The 15,091-nt window shown below is 72.5% G+C and carries 20 protein-coding genes; 9 read left to right on the plus strand and 11 right to left on the minus strand.

Features of this window, described 5'->3' with window-relative positions; all coding sequences use genetic code 11:
• Positions 1-113 precede the first annotated feature (113 nt).
• Positions 114-1,604 (plus strand): condensation domain-containing protein, encoded by a 1,491-nt coding sequence (locus tag OHA65_RS05175; protein WP_327281908.1) that lies wholly within the window; start codon positions 114-116, stop codon positions 1,602-1,604.
• A 19-nt stretch (positions 1,605-1,623) separates the two neighbouring features.
• Here the strand turns inward: OHA65_RS05175 and OHA65_RS05180 are convergent, their stop codons facing one another.
• Positions 1,624-2,844: an RNA polymerase sigma factor gene (locus tag OHA65_RS05180; protein WP_327285996.1), complete on the minus strand. Its 1,221-nt coding sequence runs from the start codon at positions 2,842-2,844 to the stop codon at positions 1,624-1,626.
• A gap of 57 nt (positions 2,845-2,901) precedes the next feature.
• Entirely contained in the window at positions 2,902-3,261 is a 360-nt protein-coding gene (locus OHA65_RS05185; protein WP_327281909.1) for a YciI family protein, read from the minus strand.
• A 170-nt stretch (positions 3,262-3,431) separates the two neighbouring features.
• On the opposite strand from OHA65_RS05185, the gene OHA65_RS05190 reads away from it, so the two are divergent.
• On the plus strand, positions 3,432-3,806 hold the full coding sequence (locus OHA65_RS05190; protein WP_327281910.1) for a hypothetical protein: 375 nt from the start codon (positions 3,432-3,434) through the stop codon (positions 3,804-3,806).
• 22 nt (positions 3,807-3,828) lie between these two features.
• On the opposite strand, the gene OHA65_RS05195 is transcribed toward OHA65_RS05190, so the two are convergent.
• A complete protein-coding gene (locus OHA65_RS05195) occupies positions 3,829-4,098 on the minus strand; it encodes a hypothetical protein (protein ID WP_327281911.1) in 270 nt (89 codons plus the stop codon).
• A 162-nt stretch (positions 4,099-4,260) separates the two neighbouring features.
• Between OHA65_RS05195 and OHA65_RS05200 the strand changes: the two genes are divergently transcribed.
• The 3 genes from OHA65_RS05200 (at position 4,261) to OHA65_RS05210 (ending at position 6,149) form a co-directional block, all read left to right on the plus strand.
• The gene (locus tag OHA65_RS05200; protein ID WP_327281912.1) at positions 4,261-4,599 is read left to right on the plus strand and encodes a thioredoxin domain-containing protein; all 339 of its coding nucleotides are present in this window, start codon (positions 4,261-4,263) and stop codon (positions 4,597-4,599) included.
• 135 nt (positions 4,600-4,734) lie between these two features.
• Positions 4,735-5,922, plus strand: a complete 1,188-nt coding sequence (locus OHA65_RS05205) for a cytochrome P450 (protein ID WP_327281913.1) — start codon at positions 4,735-4,737, stop codon at positions 5,920-5,922.
• A 5-nt stretch (positions 5,923-5,927) separates the two neighbouring features.
• Complete coding sequence (locus OHA65_RS05210) at positions 5,928-6,149, plus strand: ferredoxin (RefSeq protein WP_327281914.1); 222 nt, start codon at positions 5,928-5,930, stop codon at positions 6,147-6,149.
• A gap of 22 nt (positions 6,150-6,171) precedes the next feature.
• Here OHA65_RS05210 and OHA65_RS05215 read toward each other — a convergent pair whose 3' ends face one another.
• Entirely contained in the window at positions 6,172-7,176 is a 1,005-nt protein-coding gene (locus tag OHA65_RS05215; RefSeq protein ID WP_371645921.1) for a BtrH N-terminal domain-containing protein, read from the minus strand.
• A gap of 87 nt (positions 7,177-7,263) precedes the next feature.
• Between OHA65_RS05215 and OHA65_RS05220 the strand changes: the two genes are divergently transcribed.
• Positions 7,264-7,617 carry a DUF1304 domain-containing protein gene (locus tag OHA65_RS05220; protein WP_327281917.1) on the plus strand — a complete coding sequence of 118 codons (354 nt, stop codon included), beginning with the start codon at positions 7,264-7,266 and terminating at the stop codon, positions 7,615-7,617.
• Entirely contained in the window at positions 7,614-8,216 is a 603-nt protein-coding gene (locus OHA65_RS05225; RefSeq protein ID WP_327281918.1) for a TetR/AcrR family transcriptional regulator, read from the plus strand. Before OHA65_RS05220 ends, OHA65_RS05225 begins: the two co-directional genes overlap by 4 nt.
• Before the next feature lie 67 nt (positions 8,217-8,283).
• On the opposite strand, the gene OHA65_RS05230 is transcribed toward OHA65_RS05225, so the two are convergent.
• Together OHA65_RS05230 and OHA65_RS05235 are read right to left on the minus strand one after the other, a co-directional pair.
• Positions 8,284-8,490: a cold-shock protein gene (locus OHA65_RS05230; protein WP_327281919.1), complete on the minus strand. Its 207-nt coding sequence runs from the start codon at positions 8,488-8,490 to the stop codon at positions 8,284-8,286.
• 117 nt (positions 8,491-8,607) lie between these two features.
• Positions 8,608-8,961: an HGxxPAAW family protein gene (locus OHA65_RS05235; RefSeq protein ID WP_327281921.1), complete on the minus strand. Its 354-nt coding sequence runs from the start codon at positions 8,959-8,961 to the stop codon at positions 8,608-8,610.
• 107 nt (positions 8,962-9,068) lie between these two features.
• On the opposite strand from OHA65_RS05235, the gene OHA65_RS05240 reads away from it, so the two are divergent.
• Together OHA65_RS05240 and OHA65_RS05245 are read left to right on the plus strand one after the other, a co-directional pair.
• On the plus strand, positions 9,069-9,563 hold the full coding sequence (locus OHA65_RS05240) for a MarR family transcriptional regulator (RefSeq protein ID WP_327281922.1): 495 nt from the start codon (positions 9,069-9,071) through the stop codon (positions 9,561-9,563).
• A gap of 47 nt (positions 9,564-9,610) precedes the next feature.
• Positions 9,611-11,110: a DEAD/DEAH box helicase gene (locus OHA65_RS05245; RefSeq protein ID WP_371645924.1), complete on the plus strand. Its 1,500-nt coding sequence runs from the start codon at positions 9,611-9,613 to the stop codon at positions 11,108-11,110.
• Between the two features lie 108 nt (positions 11,111-11,218).
• Here the strand turns inward: OHA65_RS05245 and OHA65_RS05250 are convergent, their stop codons facing one another.
• The 5 genes from OHA65_RS05250 to OHA65_RS05270 form a co-directional block, all read right to left on the minus strand.
• Entirely contained in the window at positions 11,219-12,163 is a 945-nt protein-coding gene (locus OHA65_RS05250) for a class I SAM-dependent methyltransferase (protein ID WP_405754687.1), read from the minus strand.
• 205 nt (positions 12,164-12,368) lie between these two features.
• Positions 12,369-12,893, minus strand: coding sequence for a hypothetical protein (locus tag OHA65_RS05255; RefSeq protein ID WP_327281923.1), 525 nt, complete (start codon positions 12,891-12,893; stop codon positions 12,369-12,371).
• Between the two features lie 59 nt (positions 12,894-12,952).
• Positions 12,953-13,624, minus strand: a complete 672-nt coding sequence (locus OHA65_RS05260) for a GNAT family N-acetyltransferase (protein ID WP_327281924.1) — start codon at positions 13,622-13,624, stop codon at positions 12,953-12,955.
• Positions 13,625-13,643: 19 nt separating this feature from the next.
• On the minus strand, positions 13,644-14,378 hold the full coding sequence (locus OHA65_RS05265; protein ID WP_327281925.1) for an SDR family oxidoreductase: 735 nt from the start codon (positions 14,376-14,378) through the stop codon (positions 13,644-13,646).
• Positions 14,379-14,483: 105 nt separating this feature from the next.
• The gene (locus tag OHA65_RS05270) at positions 14,484-15,014 is read right to left on the minus strand and encodes an SRPBCC family protein (RefSeq protein WP_327281926.1); all 531 of its coding nucleotides are present in this window, start codon (positions 15,012-15,014) and stop codon (positions 14,484-14,486) included.
• Positions 15,015-15,091 lie beyond the last annotated feature (77 nt).

Genomic DNA, 15,091 nt, shown 5'->3' on the forward strand with positions numbered 1-15,091 from the left:
CCGCCGCGGCCCGCGCACCGCCACGACCGGTGGACGAACTGGTGGGCGTCACTTCCGTGGGGCGGGTGTCGTTAGGGCCTCGGGGTTGACTTTGGGGGCGAAGGGATGACGGAATGCGGCAGTTTCCTCTGGAGACGCACGACATGGCACCGGGACGGGTCGTCGAATGGCGGCTGCGGTCCACGGCCGCCGCGGCGGCGGACACCGACGGCGCGGGCGACGCGGCGGGCAGGAGGGCTTCGTTCAACCAGGACAAGCACTTCACCGTCGCGGAGGAGAGCCGCGGCGCGGACGATCCCGTAGCGTCCTGGATCGCGGTCACCTTCGAGGTCGCGGGCGTGCTGGACGAGCAGGCCCTGACCCGGGCCCTGCTGGCCTTCGTACGCCGCCACGAGGTGCTGCGGTGCGAGTTCCGGCGCCTCGCGGGCGAGTTGGCGTGCGAACCGATCGCCGCTTGCGAACTCGCCCTCGACACGGTGCCCGTGGCTGCGTTCGACTCCTCCGAGGCTCTGCGCGGCTTCCTCGTCGACCGGTTCAAGCGCAGCATCGACACGCTCTCCTGGCCGCTGTTCACCATGGGCGCCGTCCTGCGCGAGGATTCGGCGACCGTCTACCTGGCCTTCGACCACATCGTGTGTGACGGCCTGTCGATGCCGATCGTGGTCCACGAGGTGCAGAGCGCGTACGAGGCCCTGCGGCGCGGCGAGGACATCGACCTGCCGGCCGCGCCGAGCTACCTGGACTTCGCCGAGGAGCAGCGCCGGCGCTACCTCTCCATCGACGCCGACGACGAACGCCTCGGCTACTGGAAGTCGTTCATGGCGCGCGGCGAGGGCGAGTTCTTCCCCCGGTTCCCGCTCGAACTCGGCGTGGAGCCGGACCGGATGTACCCGATCGTCAACGAGGCCTCGCCGTTGCTGGACGCGGCCGAGGCGGAGGTGTTCGAGAAGGCCTGCCGGGCGGTGGGCGGCAAGCCGTTCATGGGGGTGCTCGCGGCCGTCGCGGTCTGTCTGCGCGAGGCCGGCGGGCCCGGCGTGTACCGGGGGTTCATGCCGGTCAGCGAGCGCGGCCGGGCCGGCTGGGAGAACTCGGTGGGGTGGTTCGTCAACACCATGCCGATCGAGTTCGACGCATCGCCCGGGCGGGACTTCGCCCAGGTCATGGCGGCGGTCCGGGCCGGTTTCGGCGAGATGATGGAGCACATCGACGTGCCGTTCGTCCGGGCCTGGGAGTTGCTGGCCCCCGCCGAGTTCGCCGCCCGCTCCTGGCCCTACCCGGTGAACTTCTTCTCGTACATCGACGTCCGCAAGTGCCCAGGCGCCGAGCGGCACGAGGACTGGCGGCCGACCTCCCACGTGTGGTCGGCGCGCGCCAACGGCGCCTGCTCCTGGTTCCAGCGGGACACCGACGGCCTGCACATGAACTCGATCTACGTGGACACCGCCCCCGCGCGCCGCACCATGGCCGACTTCCAGGAGGCGCTGCGGCAGACGGTCCGGGAGATCGCCCGGCACGGTTCGCTGCGCCGCCCCGTCGCGCTCGCCGGGCCGCGCCGTCCCGTCGACTCACCGCTCGACACCGCCCCGTACGCCCGCCGTTCCTGACGGCGCCGGCCGCCCGTGCTCACGCGCGGGCGGCACGCCCGAGCAGCAGGGCCCGTTCCCGGGCGTTGCGGGTGAGCGAGGCGGCGCGTTCGAACTCCGCGCGGGCCTCCTCCTTGCGACCCAGCCGCTCCAGCAGGTCGCCCCGTACGCTCGGCAGCAGGTGGTAGCTGCGCAGGGCCGGCTCCCGGGCGAGGGCGTCGACCAGCGGGAGCGCCACCTGCGGGCCCTCGGCCATGGAGACGGCGACGGCCCGGTTGAGTTCCACGACCGGTGACGGGACCAGCTCGACGAGCCGTCCGTAGAGGGTGGCGATCGTCGCCCAGTCCGTGTCCTCGTAGCGGACGGCCTCCGCGTGGCAGCCGGCGATCGCGGCCTGGACGGAGTACGGGCCGCTTCCCGCGTGCTGCATGGCCAGGGCGCCGCGGCGGATCAGCATCCGGTTCCACTTGGACCGGTTCTGGTCGGCGAGCAGCACCGGTTCACCGTCGGGTCCGGTGCGGGAAGAGATCCGGGACGCCTGGAACTCCAGCAGCGCCGCCAGCCCGTGCACCTCGGGCTCCTCGGGCATCAGGGCGGCCAGTACCCGGGCGAGGCGCAGGGCGTCCTCGCACAGGGCGGGGCGTACGAGGTCGTCGCCGGCGGTCGCAGAATAGCCCTCGTTGAAGATCAGGTAGATCACCTCCAGGACGGAGGCGAGCCGCTCCTCGCGGTCGGCGCCGTACGGGACTTCGAAGGGCACGCCCGCCTTGGCCAGGGCTCGCTTGGCCCGGACGATGCGTTGGGCGACGGTCGGCTCGGAGGTGAGGAAGGCGCGGGCGATCTCCTGGGTGGTCAGCCCGCCCATCAGGCGCAGGGTGAGCGCGATCCGGGCCTCGGTGGCCAGGACGGGATGGCAAGCGGTGAAGATCAGCCGCAGCAGGTCGTCGTCGATGTCGTCCGGGGCCGCCGGCTCGGCGGGCGGCGGCACGTCCTCCAGGGTCCGGCCGACCTCGGCGAGCTTGCGGGCGTACGTCTCCTTGCGGCGGACGAGGTCGATCGCGCGGTGTTTGGCGGTGGCCGTGAGCCAGGCGCCCGGTTGGTCCGGGACACCCGACTGCGGCCACCGTTCCAGTGCGGCGACCAGCGCGTCCTGTGCGATCTCCTCGGCGATCCCGACGTCGCGCACGATGCGCGCGACGGCGGCGATGATCCGCGCCGACTCGATCCGGAACACCGTTTCGACCGCCTGGGCCGTATTCACTGCCGTCACGGCCACCCATCAGAGCAGCCGTGACGAGGCAGGGCAAACGCGGCGCCGTCAGCCCTCGTCGATCTGGCGCAGCTCGGCGCCGACCGTCCACTCCACGGGGTGGATCTCCAGGAACCGCTTGGTCCACTCCAGTGCTTCGGCCTTGTCCTTGGCCTGGAGGATGGCGTAGCCGCCGACGACCTCCTTGGTTTCGGTGAACGGCCCGTCGGTGTAGCTCAGCTTGCCGGCGGACCAGGTCACGCGGGTCCCCTGGGCGGTGGGGAGCAGCCCGGCGGTGTCGAGCATCACCCCGGCCTTGGTGATCTCCTCCATCAGGGCGCCCATGCGCTGCCCGAACTCCGGCGGGAACTCGGTGTCGGCGGGAAGGCTCTGCTCGTCAATACGGATCAGGGAAAGGAAGCGCGGCACGGTGACTCCTCGGTCGGACGGGCGGGGGTTGTCCCCGCCTCTCACTCCTGCGTCGAACGGGAGACGTCCGGATCGACAGCTCCCCGGATGTTTCTTCGAGGAATCTTCCGGACCGATCCCTACCCGGGAGTAGGATCGCGGGCTCCTGTTGCTGAGAGAGGACGTTTCCGATGCTGCGCACTCCTTCTTCCCCCTTGCTGCTCGCCGGCCTGCTGGCCGGGGCGGGCGTGGCGCACGCGCTCGTGCCGAAGCAGTTCGACGCGACCGTCCCGAGCGCCCTGCCCGGCACCGCCCGGCAGTGGACGTACGCGAGCGGCGCGGCCGAGCTGGCGCTCGCCGCCGGTGTCGCCCATCCGCGGACGCGCCGGGTGGCGGCGCTGGCCGCGGCGGCGTTCTTCGTCGGGGTGTTCCCCGCGAACGTGAAGATGGCCGTCGATGCGCGGCGCCGCTCCCCCGCCACCTGGGCCGTGACGATCGCCCGGCTGCCGCTTCAGCTCCCGCTGGTGCTGTGGGCCCGGAACGTCAGCCGGGGAGCGACCGGCTGACGCCCCGCCACACCTGTCGCGGTCACGGGCTGTCGCCCGACCAGTCCCAGCGGTCCGGGTCGGCCGCGCGACGGCGGTAGTGGGTGCGGCCCCCGGCTCCGTAGCGCCCTATCTCGGTGGGGAGCCGGGCTTCCTCGGCGAGCCGGCGCGGGCTCCAGCCCGTGATGTCCAGGAGGAGCCCGTCCAGCGGGCCGCCCACGAGCTCGCCGTAGACATGGCCGGGGCGCGGGCCGGGATCGGGGTCGTCGTGGTCGGCGCCGTAGACCCGGCGCCGGAGCATCCTGTCGTCCATGCAGCCCAGCTTCACAGGCGCCACTGACAACGGGTCCCGGGGGCAGCGGGACGCGGCCCGGCGGGGACGCCCGGCGGCCGGGAATTCGGGGCCGGTGGAGCCGGCGGCGATGATGGGGGCCCACATGCGCAGCACCCGGAACACGAAGCAGGAGCACCGCCCATGGCACGTCGGGTACACCAGCCACTGGAGAACCAGGAGTTCGACTTCATCCTCGCGATGGCCGAGGGGCCGGTTCTCGCCTACTTCATCGGGACGTGGCCCAAGGCGCTCGAAGCCTGCCGGGCGATGGACGCGCTCGTGGCCGAGGCGGCCGAGGAGTACGGCGCCCGGCTGACGGTCGTCCGCACCGACATGACCCGTTGCCCCGAGCCCACCCAGCGCTTCGGCGTGGCCGGCGCACCCACCGTGGTCCTCGTGGAGGAAGGCGGCGCCGTGGCGAGCCGTGCCGGGGCGATGAGCCGCGCGGAGCTCCGGGAGTTCCTGGAGGCCCATCTCTGATCGTCCGGGCGACCCTCGGCCGGGCGGTCCAAAGTGGGCTATCTGGCCGAAACTGGCGTAGGTCAGATAGGTGCCTAGGGCATGTAATGGATTCCGGCGATACGGACCCACGGAATCATGCTTACGAGGTGCTGCATGTCAGAGACCGTTGCCTTCCCCCAGGACCGAACCTGCCCCTACCACCCGCCGACCGCCTACGATCCCCTCCGCGAGGGCCGGCCGCTCTCCCGGGTCACCCTCTTCGACGGCCGCTCGGTCTGGGTGGTCACCGGGCACCCCGAGGCGCGCGCCCTGCTCTCCGACGGGCGGCTCTCCGCCAACCGGCAGAACGAGGCCTTCCCCAATCCCACGAAGCGGTTCAAGGGCCTGCAGAACCGCCGCACGGCGCTGCTCGGCGTCGACGACCCCGAACACAACGTCCAGCGCCGCATGCTCATCCCGAGCTTCACCCTGAAACGGACCGCGGCCCTGCGGCCCGCGATCCAGCAGACCGTGGACCGGCTGATCGACGAGATGGTCGCCCGGGGTCCGCAGGCCGAACTGGTCAACGACTTCGCCCTGCCCGTCCCGTCGATGGTGATCTGCGCCCTGCTCGGAGTCCCCTACGGGGACCACGAGTTCTTCGAGGCGCAGTCGCGGCGGCTGCTGCGCGGGCCGGAGCTCGCCGACGTGGAGGACGCGCGGGATCAGATCAACGGCTACCTGGCCGATCTGATCGAGCGCAAGCGGACCCATCCGGGCGAGGGGCTGCTGGACGAGCTCGTCGCGAGCCGCCTGGAGACCGGTGAGACCGACGTCGAGGAGCTGGTCTCCCTGGCCGCGATCCTGCTGATCGCGGGCCACGAGACCACGGCGAACATGATCTCGCTCGGTACGTTCACCCTGTTGCGGCACCCGGAGCAGCTGGCCGAGCTGCGCGCCGACCCTTCGCTGATCACGGTGGCCGTTGAGGAGTTGATGCGCTTCCTGTCCATCGCGGACGGAATGCTGCGGGTGGCCACCGAGGACATCGAGATCGGCGGGGTGACGATCCGTGCGGATGACGGGGTGGTCTTCTCCACCTCCGTCATCAACCGGGACGCGGCGGTGTTCGCGGAGCCGGACGCACTGGACTGGCACCGCTCCGCCCGCCACCACGTCGCGTTCGGTTTCGGCATCCACCAGTGCCTCGGGCAGAACCTGGCCCGGGCCGAGATGGAGATCGCCCTGGGGACGCTGTTCGCCCGGCTGCCCGGGCTCCGGCTGGCCGCCGAGCCGGACCGCATCCCGTTCCGGCCCGGGGACACCATCCAGGGCATGGTCGAACTCCCCGTGGCATGGTGAGGGGCATGTCGCCACAGCGAATCGACATCGACACGAGCGTCTGCATCGGCGCCGGGCAGTGCGCCCTGACGGCGCCGGACGTGTTCACCCAGGACGACGACGGCTTCAGCCAGGTCCTCCCGGGCCGTGAGGACGGCAACGGCAGCCCACTGCTGCGCGAGGCCGCCCGTGCCTGCCCGGTCGCCGCCATCAGCATCCGCGAGGGGCAACCGGGGCAACAGGAGTAACCGCTGCACGAACCCGTACGGCTCAGAGCAGGGCGACGGCCCGGCGCTCCAGTTCCAGCGAGCGGTCCACCTGTTCGGCGCACTCGTCGAACAGGGCCCGCCGCTGAGCCGCGTCGGAGTCCGGCTCTGCCGTACGGGCCAAGTCCGCCAGCCGGGACCAGTGGCCGGCGGAGTCCCTCAGGAGCGCGGCCGCCTCCGGCCTCCCGGCGAGGTCGAGGAAGTCGGCGTACAGCGGTCGGGTGGCGCCGGGGGCGGTCCATTCCTCCTCCAGGCAGGCGTACAGCCGCCCGGTGCCGGCGCGGAAGTGCTCCGCGGAACCGCCGAAGCGGCGCTCCCAGCCCGTCCTGGTGGTCCCGTCGCGCAGCTGCGCGGCCAGCTTCTCCATTCCGGTGAAGCCGAAGTTGACGTCGAAGTGGTTGCCGAGCACCGGCCCGGTGAGGCGGGTGACGGTCGCCGCGATCGCCCCGTCGACGTCCGGCTCGCCCTCGGGCGGCCCGGTGGGCACTATCAGCTGGTGGCGGCCCTTGCGGTGCGCGGTCCAGGCCGCACCGAACTCCTCGCGGTCGATCCGGTACGGGGCCTCGGCGCCGTCCTCGATCAACAGGTCATCGCCGTCGTACCCGGCGATGACGACGGTGTGCGGGTCGGCGCCGATCATCTCCGCGTCGCCGTCGGCGTCGGCCCCGTGCCAGGGCAGTGAGGCCCGGTCGACGACACAGAAGGCGGGCTGACCGCCGTCGAGCGCGGCGCGCACCCTGCCCCAGCGGGGTTTGGTGGCGCGCGTGGCGTCGTACGGGACGTGCAGGCGCCGGAGCGTGACCTGCACCCACGGTTCGGGATGGGCCTGCGCGACGATCGTCGCGATGGGCGCCCGGCCGGAGTACTCGAACACGAAGTACATGAAGCCGATCCCGCCGGCCAGGCCCGCGATCAGCTCCTCGTCGTGGGCGCTGCCCAGGGCGTGGCGGATCAAGGAGGCCTCACGGTGGCGTCCGGTCCCGAAGTCTTCGTACACGAGCACAGTCATGCGGTCAGCCTAGCCGCGGGCGCACCATGGACCTGACAGCAACTTCCTGTACAGTTGTCCAGGAAATCCAAACAAGGGAGGTTGATCGTGCACACGGTCGCCCAGGTCCTCATCGGCGTCGTCGCCGCCCTGCACGTGTACTTCCTGGTACTGGAGATGTTCCTGTGGCAGCGGCCGGCCGGGCGGGCCCTGTCGGGCTTCGACGAGGACCTCGCCCGCCGCACCGCGCCCCTCGCCGCCAACCAGGGCCTCTACAACGGCTTCCTGGCCGCCGGCCTGATCTGGTCGCTGATCATCGACTCGCTCGCCACGCAGGTCTTCTTCCTCGTCTGCGTGATCGTCGCCGGGGTCTACGGGGCCGCGACCGCCAACCGCCGCATCCTGATCGCCCAGGCCCTGCCCGGCGCCCTCGCCCTGGGCGCGGCGCTGCTGGCCGCGTGAGCCCCGAGGACCCGCGGACCGCCCGCACCAAGGCCCGGCTGCGCGAGAGCCTCCTCGCCGAGTGCGCGGACCGGCCGCTGGGGGAGGTCAGCGTCTCGGCGGTGGTCCGGCGGGCCTCCGTCGGCCGCGCCACCTTCTACCTGCACTACGAGGACCTCACGGCACTGGCCGTCGACGCCTGCGCCGACGTGGTGCACGCGGCGGTCGACGCCCTGCACGCCTGGCAGACGCGGCCGGGGGCGCAAGCCCCGGCCCGCCCCCCGGGCGCACTGGCCGACTTCCTCACCGACGCCGCCGGGCACACGCCCCTCTACCGCACCCTGCTCCTGCCGGGCGGCGGCGGCCCGCTCGGCGAGCGCCTCCACCGGGAACTTCGCGCCCGCGCCCGCGCCGAACGCGCGGCGGCCGGCGCCCCGCACGCCGACCTGGTCGCCTCGGCGGTGGCCGCCACGTTCACCAGCATCCTGGCCGACTGGCTGCACGAGAGCGTCCCGGGCTCCCCGACGGAGCTGGCGGAGCACCTCTGGCCGCTGCTGCTGGCCCTGCACCGCGCGGGCTCCCGACCTCCCGCCCCCCAATCGCCTCCGCCACAGCAATGAGCCCCGCCGGACCGACCGGCGGGGCTCATGTCACGGGCTGGGCTCGTGAAGTGGCGTCACAGCGGCTTCACCGCAGGGTGACCACGTTTTCCGCCTGCGGACCCTTGGGGCCCTGAGTGACGTCGAACTCGACCGCCGCGCCTTCCGCCAGCTCCTTGAAGCCGGTGGTCTGGATGGCGGAGAAGTGCACGAACACGTCGGGCCCGCCGCCGTCCTGCTGGATGAAGCCGAACCCCTTCTCAGAGTTGAACCACTTCACGGTGCCTGTTGCCATCAGTACTGATCCTTCTCAACGTTCCACGCGGACCGCACGTGCGGTGCAGCCGGTTCCATCCTGCCCGTACGTGACGCCCACCACACCTCAGGCGCGGCCGATCGGGGGCGGTTCGCACTACTGACCGCTCGACACGGCGGGCCGGGTCGACGGGGTCGCGGTCGCGGCGCGGCGGGGCGCGCTCATCCGGCAGCCCAGGCAGTGCGCGTGCCCGGCCCGGGCGGCGGTGTCCCGGGTGCGCCAGTCCCACTCGGCGCGGGGGCGGGGGCCGCTGGGCTTGCCCCAGCCGGCCAGGTGCAGGGCCCATGTGACCAGCGCCGCCACCGCGACGAGGGCCAGGCCGAGCCAGACGCCGGGGCTCCAGGCGGCGCACACGGCGAGGCCGGCTCCGGCACAGCCCAACAGGGCCAGGGCGGTACCGGTCCAGCCGGCGACGGTGTGGCCGAGGTCGACGTCTCCGTGGGCGCTCATGGTTCTCCTCGCAGGGGCGGGCGACGCTAGGCTTCGGACAGGGATGCCTTAGTGAGCAAGATAAGCATCTCACGAACTAAGTTACTTAGATGCTAAGGAGTATGTGCGTGCAGGGCAAGCCCCGCCCCGCGGCCACGGCCCAGGAGGCGCTGTCGCGCATGGACCGGTACGTCGCGCTGGGCCTGATCGGCCAGCAGGAAGTGGCGCAGCTGCTGGGGCTGAACGTCACCGACCTGACCTGTCTCGGCCACGTCCTGGGAGCCGCAGACGCCCCGCTGGCCGCCGGCGACCTCGCCGAGCTGACGAACCTGACCACCGGGGCCGTGACCGGCGTCCTCAACCGCCTGGAACGGGCCGGATACGCCCGCAGGCAGCCCGATCCCGCGGACCGGCGCCGGGTGCGCGTGGTGGCCGACCCGGCGGCGGCCGCCCGGGTCTTCGCCGTCTACGAACCCTTCTACGCGCGGCTCGGCACGGTGTTCGCGCAGTACTCCCCCGACGAGATCGCGGTCATCGCGGACTGGTTCGCGCGGGCGACGGTCGAGATGGGCGCCCATCTCGCCGAGGTACGGTCCGGGAAGATCGGCCCCGTGACCTCGTAGCCCCCGATGGTAAAATTTCCCTTTTCACGTCTCACGGAAGGTTCTGCATGAAGAACCCGTCGGTTCACGGGCGCTTCGGCATCAAGGCCGGAGCCAAGGCAGGCCCCAAGGGCGGTGCGAAGCCGGGCGGCAAGGCGCCCCGGACCGCACCCCTGCAGGGCGAGTTCGCGATGCCCAAGACGGTGGAGCCGGCGCTACCGCCGGTCGCGGCGTTCTCCGAGCTCGACCTGCCCCGTGAGCTGGTGCAGACGATGACCGACCTGGGGGTGACGCAGCCCTTCCCCATCCAGGCCGCCACCCTCCCCAACTCCCTGGCCGGGCGCGACATCCTCGGCCGCGGGCGGACCGGCTCCGGCAAGACCCTGGCCTTCGGCCTGGCCCTGCTGGCGCGCACGGCGGGCCGCAAGGCCGATCCGAAGCGACCGCTCGCGCTGGTCCTCGTACCGACGCGCGAGCTGGCGCAGCAGGTGACCGAGGCGCTCACTCCGTACGCGCAGGCCCTCGGCCTGCGGATGGCCACGGTCGTCGGAGGACTGTCGATCGGCAAGCAGGTGAGCGCGCTGCGCACCGGGGCCGAGGTCGTGGTGGCCACCCCCGGACGCCTCAGCGATCTGGTCGGGCGGCGCGACGTCCACCTGGAGCGGGTGAAGACCACCGTCCTCGACGAGGCCGACCAGATGTGCGACATGGGCTTCATGCCGCAGGTCACCGAGATCCTGGACCAGGTGCACCACGCCGGGCAGCGGATGCTGTTCTCGGCCACCCTGGACCGCAACGTCGACCAGCTGGTGCGCAGCTACCTGAAGGACCCGGTCTCGCACTCCGTCGACCCGTCGGCGGCCTCAGTGAGCACCATGGACCACCACGTGCTCCACATCCACTCCGCGGACAAGTACTCGGCGGCCACCGAGATCGCGGCGCGCGAGGGCCGGGTGCTGATGTTCCTGGACACCAAGCACGGCGTGGACCAGTTCGTGAAGCACCTGCGGGCCATGGGCGTACGGGCGGAAGGGCTGCACAGCGGCAAATCGCAGCCGCAGCGCACGCGCACCCTCGCGCAGTTCAAGAGCGGAGCCGTCACGGTCCTCGTCGCGACGAACGTCGCCGCGCGCGGCATCCACATCGACGACCTCGACCTCGTCGTGAACGTGGACCCGCCGGCCGACCACAAGGACTACCTGCACCGCGGCGGCCGTACCGCCCGCGCGGGCGAGTCCGGCAAGGTCGTCACCCTGGTCACGCCGAACCAGCGCCGCGACATGGTCCGGCTGATGTCCGACGCCCGGATCCGCCCGACCACCACCCAGGTCCGCTCCGGGGAGACCGCACTGAGCCGGATCACCGGGGCCAAGGCGCCGTCCGGGGTGCCGCTGGCGGGCGCCGAGCCGACCGACGCGAAGGGCCGGCCCTCGGGCTCGGACCTCGGTTTCCGCGGAATGGGCACGCGCCCGGGCCGGCCGGGTGCGGGCAAGGAGTCCCGCAAGACCGCGGAGGCCCGGCAGCTCGCCGAGGCCCGCCGCGCGGCCCGGGTCCGCAAGGGCGGCTGACGCCGGAGCACGGCCACGGGCACGGGCACGGCCCCGACGCGACGGTGCCGGCCCCCGGACACGGGGGCCGGCACCGTTCGTGCACAAGGGCGCGGGCGCGGCGGGACGTCAGCCGCGGCGGCGCCGTCGCCAGGCCACGATCGCGCGGGTGACGACCGGCGGGAGCAGGTCCTTGGCCAGCCTGCGCCACGCGGCCCCGGCCCGCGGGCGGGGACCGGGCTGGTGCCCGGCCGGTACGGGCGCGGCGACGGGCTCGGGCGCCGGACGCAGCGGCTGCGGCGGCGCCGGCGCAACGACCCCCTCGTCACCGATGCGGACCAGCGACTGGCCGGCGACGAGGTCCACCCCGTGCCACAGGTCCTCCCGGCCCTCCAGCCAGGTGAGCAGCTCCGCCTGGTAGGGCGCCGGGTCGTCCCAGGTCGCGTACAGCTTCGACGACGACACGCAGATCAGGTGCAGCTCGCCGGTGGCCACCGCGCCCCAGACCGCCGCGGCGACGCCGGGGCAGTGTTCGGAGCGGTAGTCGTCGAAGACGACGACGGCGCCCGGAGCGGCCACGACGCGGGAGGAGGCGATGTCCTGGACGACGTGCTCGTAGAGGTGCGAGGCGTCGATGTGGACGAACCGGCAGCTCGCCGGGCGCACCCGGTCACCGACCACGAACGTCGGCGCCTGGATGATCGTGGGGAGCGCCTCGCGGAAGGCCAGGTAGTTCGTCTCGAACCCGCGGCGGGTGAGCGTGGGGTACGAGTCCTGCATCTCGGCGAGGTTGGAGTCGTCCGGCGCGGGCGAGTCGAAGAGGTCACAGACGGTGAACTCCTCGCCCTCCCGCAGATACCCCCCGAGGAAGATCGCGCTCTTCCCCATGAACGCGCCGAGCTCCAGAAGATCGCCCGGCTGGTCCTCTCTGCCGGTCCGGCCTGTCAGGAACCAGTCGAAGAGCACCTGGTCATAGTCCGAGAACCAACCCTTGACCTGGCTGTACGCGGTGGGTTCGGGCGGAGCCGGCTCGCCGTCGGGGGTGGTGACGGGAGCTTGGGAAACGTGCGACACGGAGAGCAGCCTCCAGTGGAACGGCATCGGATCAACGCTGATACCCGGCCAGGTAGGCAGACTTTAAGCCCCCGAACAGCCGTATGACGAGACTTTGTGCCCAGCGGACAGAAGGACTGCCGCCGATTTCCCGTCTTGATCAGGATCGACCCTTTGTTCCCACCGGTTGTTCCCACCGGCTGCGGGCCGCCCGTCTGGCGCCCGCTCAGCCCTTGATGTTGCGGCGGCCCAAGCGCTGGGCGGCGGTGTTGCGCACGCGGCGGGTACGCCCCGCGGCGGCGAGCAGGTCCAGCGCCTCGTGCGAGCCCAGCGACAGGACGGCGGTGCGCTGGCACCAGTCGGAGGCGGCGGTGAGCTCGGCCGCCGACCACGGCCCGCCGTCGGTGATCGCCTTGAGCAGGGTCCACTCGCGCAGCCGGCGGGCCGGGAAGGGGCGGGCCCCGATCGCGGCGCCCATGGCCCGGGCCCAGTCGGGAAAGCCCGGGTCGGTCAGCAGGTGGGCGGCGCGGCGGCCGAGGTGGGTGACCACCGCGCTCTCGGCCATCACCGGGTCGCGATCGCGCAGAACGGCGGCAACGGCGCCCGCCTCGGCCCCGATGGCCTCACCGGCCGCGGCGGCCAGGGTGTCGAGGTGACGGGCGTAGCGCCAGTGGTCGGGCGCGGTGGCCGTGCCCTCCGCCCGGCGCGCCGGGCTGCCCCCCTGGCGTATGTGGTTCTCGCTTCTCCCCATGCAACCCATTCCACACGACCGCGGTGACGGGCCGGCGCGCAGGGGTGCCTCGGAGGACTTCAGCCGACGTACGAGGACTGCGTCAGGGGCGCGCGGGGCGCCAGCAGGGCCTCCGAGCCCACCGGGCGGTATCCGGCGGCCTGGAAGGCCCGGATGCTGCGGGCGTTGCCCGCGGCCTGCTGGGACCAGACCGGTGCGCCGTCGGGGACGAGGTGGCGGGCGGCGAGGGCCAGGTCCCGGCCCAGGCCCCGGTGGCGGACCCCCTCGTCCACCTCGATCGCCGTCTCCCAGCGGCCCGCGACACCGCGGCCGAGTACGAGCACTCCCCCGTCGGCCGCCCAGACCCGTACGTCGTCGCGGCGGCGCAGGGCCCGGCGCACCCGCGGGTGGTCGGGGTCGCGGACCTCGCGCAGCTCCAGCGGCGGGTCACCGGGCAGCGCACCGGCGACGGTGAGCAGGTCGATGGTGTCGGTGGTGCGGGCGGTGCGGTCCAGCAGGGCGCCCAGGAAGCGCGGGTGCATGGAGGCCGCCAGGGAGTCGCATTCGACGGCTGCGAGGGTGGCGTGCACCCACTGCGGGTCCTCGTCCGTGAACACCACGGAGTGCGCGGTGAACGCGATCACGCCCGCGTCGCGCCGGCTCGGCTGCGGTACGACGGTGGTGCCGCCGTCGGCCGGCGGGAACTGCCCGCGGGCCACCGCGTCCAGGATCTCTGCGAGGGTGTCGCCCATGTCTCCTACTCCGCTTCCGTCAGACCTGTTCGAAGGTGAAGGACTTGATGAAACAGTCCCGGGGCTGGCCGATGGCGAAGAAGACGCAGTCCACCAGTGATTGTGCGGTGAGCGGGTCCTTCGCCGTGCGCGGGGCGCCCTCCCACTGCGGGGACAGCGGGTCGTGGTTGTCGAAGTCCGGCGGGTAGAGGGAGATGACGCGCACGCCCTGGTCACGCAGCCGGCGGGACAGGATCTCGGTGAATCCGGACTGGGCGGACTTGGCGGCGTAGAAGGCGTCGTGGGCGTCGGAGCGGTGGTGGCCGGTTTCGCCACAGCTGGAGATCATCGTCACGATGTCGGGCTTGCCGGAGTTCAGCAGCAGCGGGAGGAAGGCTTTCGTGACGAGGACGGTGCCGGTGGCGCCGGAGGCCAGGGTCTCGGTCACGTCCTCGTCGGAGGCGCGGAGCAGGTCGCGGCCGTGCTGGTAGCGGGAGCCGTTGTTCAGGAGTACGTCGATGTGGTCGGTGCGGGCGGCCACCGCTGCGGCGAACTCCCGTACGGAGGCGGGGTCGGTGAGATCGCACGCGTACGCGTGGACGCGGTCGGCGTCGTGCCCCTGCGCGAGGATCTCCTCGCGGACGCGTCGCGCGGCTTCGAGGGTGCGCGCCGAGAGGTGGACCTCAGCGCCCCGGGCGGCGAACCGGAGGGCGAGGGTACGCCCGAAGTCGCGGCCGGCGGCGGTGATGACGACGCCGTGGTGCTCGAAGTCCATACAACGCTCCCGGTCAGGTGGTCGTTACACATGATCTCAGGCGCGGCGTACGGCCGTTCGGCGGGGTGGGCGGCCGGGGCGGCCCCGGCCGCCGGTCGGCCGGGTTCAGTCCCCGTGGGCTTCGTGCCCGCCGTGCCCCTGGTTCGAGCCGTGCCCCGGCTCGGGCAGCGGGGCCCCGGTCTCCAGCAGGGTCTTGAGGCTGGAGGCGAGCATCGGCCAGGCCCGGCCGCACATGCCGATCAGGGTGCCGCCCGGTTCGAAGTCCTCGTGGAGGATGGTCAGCCGCGCGAGGGTGTCCCCGACGGGCTCGATCTCGTACGTCACCTTCGTGCGCCGCTCCTGCGCCAGTTCGGCCCGCAGTTCCTCGGCGATCCCGACCGAGGCCGCCCACTGCGGGGTGAAGGTGTGCCAGGTGTAGGAGAGGCGGCGGTCGGGGACGCAGTCGAGGACCACCTGCTCGGGATCACTGGTCCGGGCCCCGCGCTCCACCCAGTCCATCCTCGATCCCACCGCCCAGTCGGTCTCGAAGCTCAGCCCCCAGTACCGCCGGGTGAGGGCGGGCTCGGTGAGGGCCTGCCAGACCCGGGCGGGATCGGCCTGGATGTAGAGGGTGTAGGTGATCGCGCTGTCGCTCATGCCCCCATGCTGCGGGCCCGGGCCCCGCGGACGCAGGATTTGCCGGGCCGCGCCGGGACTGAGGTCCGGGGCCGGGG

This window comes from Streptomyces sp. NBC_00045, assembly GCF_045041095.1.
In the GTDB taxonomy this organism is placed as follows: Bacteria; Actinomycetota; Actinomycetes; order Streptomycetales; family Streptomycetaceae; genus Streptomyces.

Bases quoted from the DNA above. Each gene is read 5' to 3' on its own strand.
- OHA65_RS05175 (WP_327281908.1), top strand. From the start codon at position 114: ATGCGGCAGTTTCCTCTGGAGACGCACGACATGGCACCGGGACGGGTC.
- OHA65_RS05190 (WP_327281910.1), top strand. From the start codon at position 3,432: ATGCTGCGCACTCCTTCTTCCCCCTTGCTGCTCGCCGGCCTGCTGGCC.
- OHA65_RS05195 (WP_327281911.1), bottom strand. From the start codon at position 4,098: ATGGACGACAGGATGCTCCGGCGCCGGGTCTACGGCGCCGACCACGAC.
- OHA65_RS05200 (WP_327281912.1), top strand. From the start codon at position 4,261: ATGGCACGTCGGGTACACCAGCCACTGGAGAACCAGGAGTTCGACTTC.
- OHA65_RS05205 (WP_327281913.1), top strand. From the start codon at position 4,735: ATGTCAGAGACCGTTGCCTTCCCCCAGGACCGAACCTGCCCCTACCAC.
- OHA65_RS05210 (WP_327281914.1), top strand. From the start codon at position 5,928: ATGTCGCCACAGCGAATCGACATCGACACGAGCGTCTGCATCGGCGCC.
- OHA65_RS05215 (WP_371645921.1), bottom strand. From the start codon at position 7,176: ATGACTGTGCTCGTGTACGAAGACTTCGGGACCGGACGCCACCGTGAG.
- OHA65_RS05230 (WP_327281919.1), bottom strand. From the start codon at position 8,490: ATGGCAACAGGCACCGTGAAGTGGTTCAACTCTGAGAAGGGGTTCGGC.
- OHA65_RS05235 (WP_327281921.1), bottom strand. From the start codon at position 8,961: ATGAGCGCCCACGGAGACGTCGACCTCGGCCACACCGTCGCCGGCTGG.
- OHA65_RS05245 (WP_371645924.1), top strand. From the start codon at position 9,611: ATGAAGAACCCGTCGGTTCACGGGCGCTTCGGCATCAAGGCCGGAGCC.
- OHA65_RS05255 (WP_327281923.1), bottom strand. From the start codon at position 12,893: ATGGGGAGAAGCGAGAACCACATACGCCAGGGGGGCAGCCCGGCGCGC.
- OHA65_RS05260 (WP_327281924.1), bottom strand. From the start codon at position 13,624: ATGGGCGACACCCTCGCAGAGATCCTGGACGCGGTGGCCCGCGGGCAG.
- OHA65_RS05265 (WP_327281925.1), bottom strand. From the start codon at position 14,378: ATGGACTTCGAGCACCACGGCGTCGTCATCACCGCCGCCGGCCGCGAC.
- OHA65_RS05270 (WP_327281926.1), bottom strand. From the start codon at position 15,014: ATGAGCGACAGCGCGATCACCTACACCCTCTACATCCAGGCCGATCCC.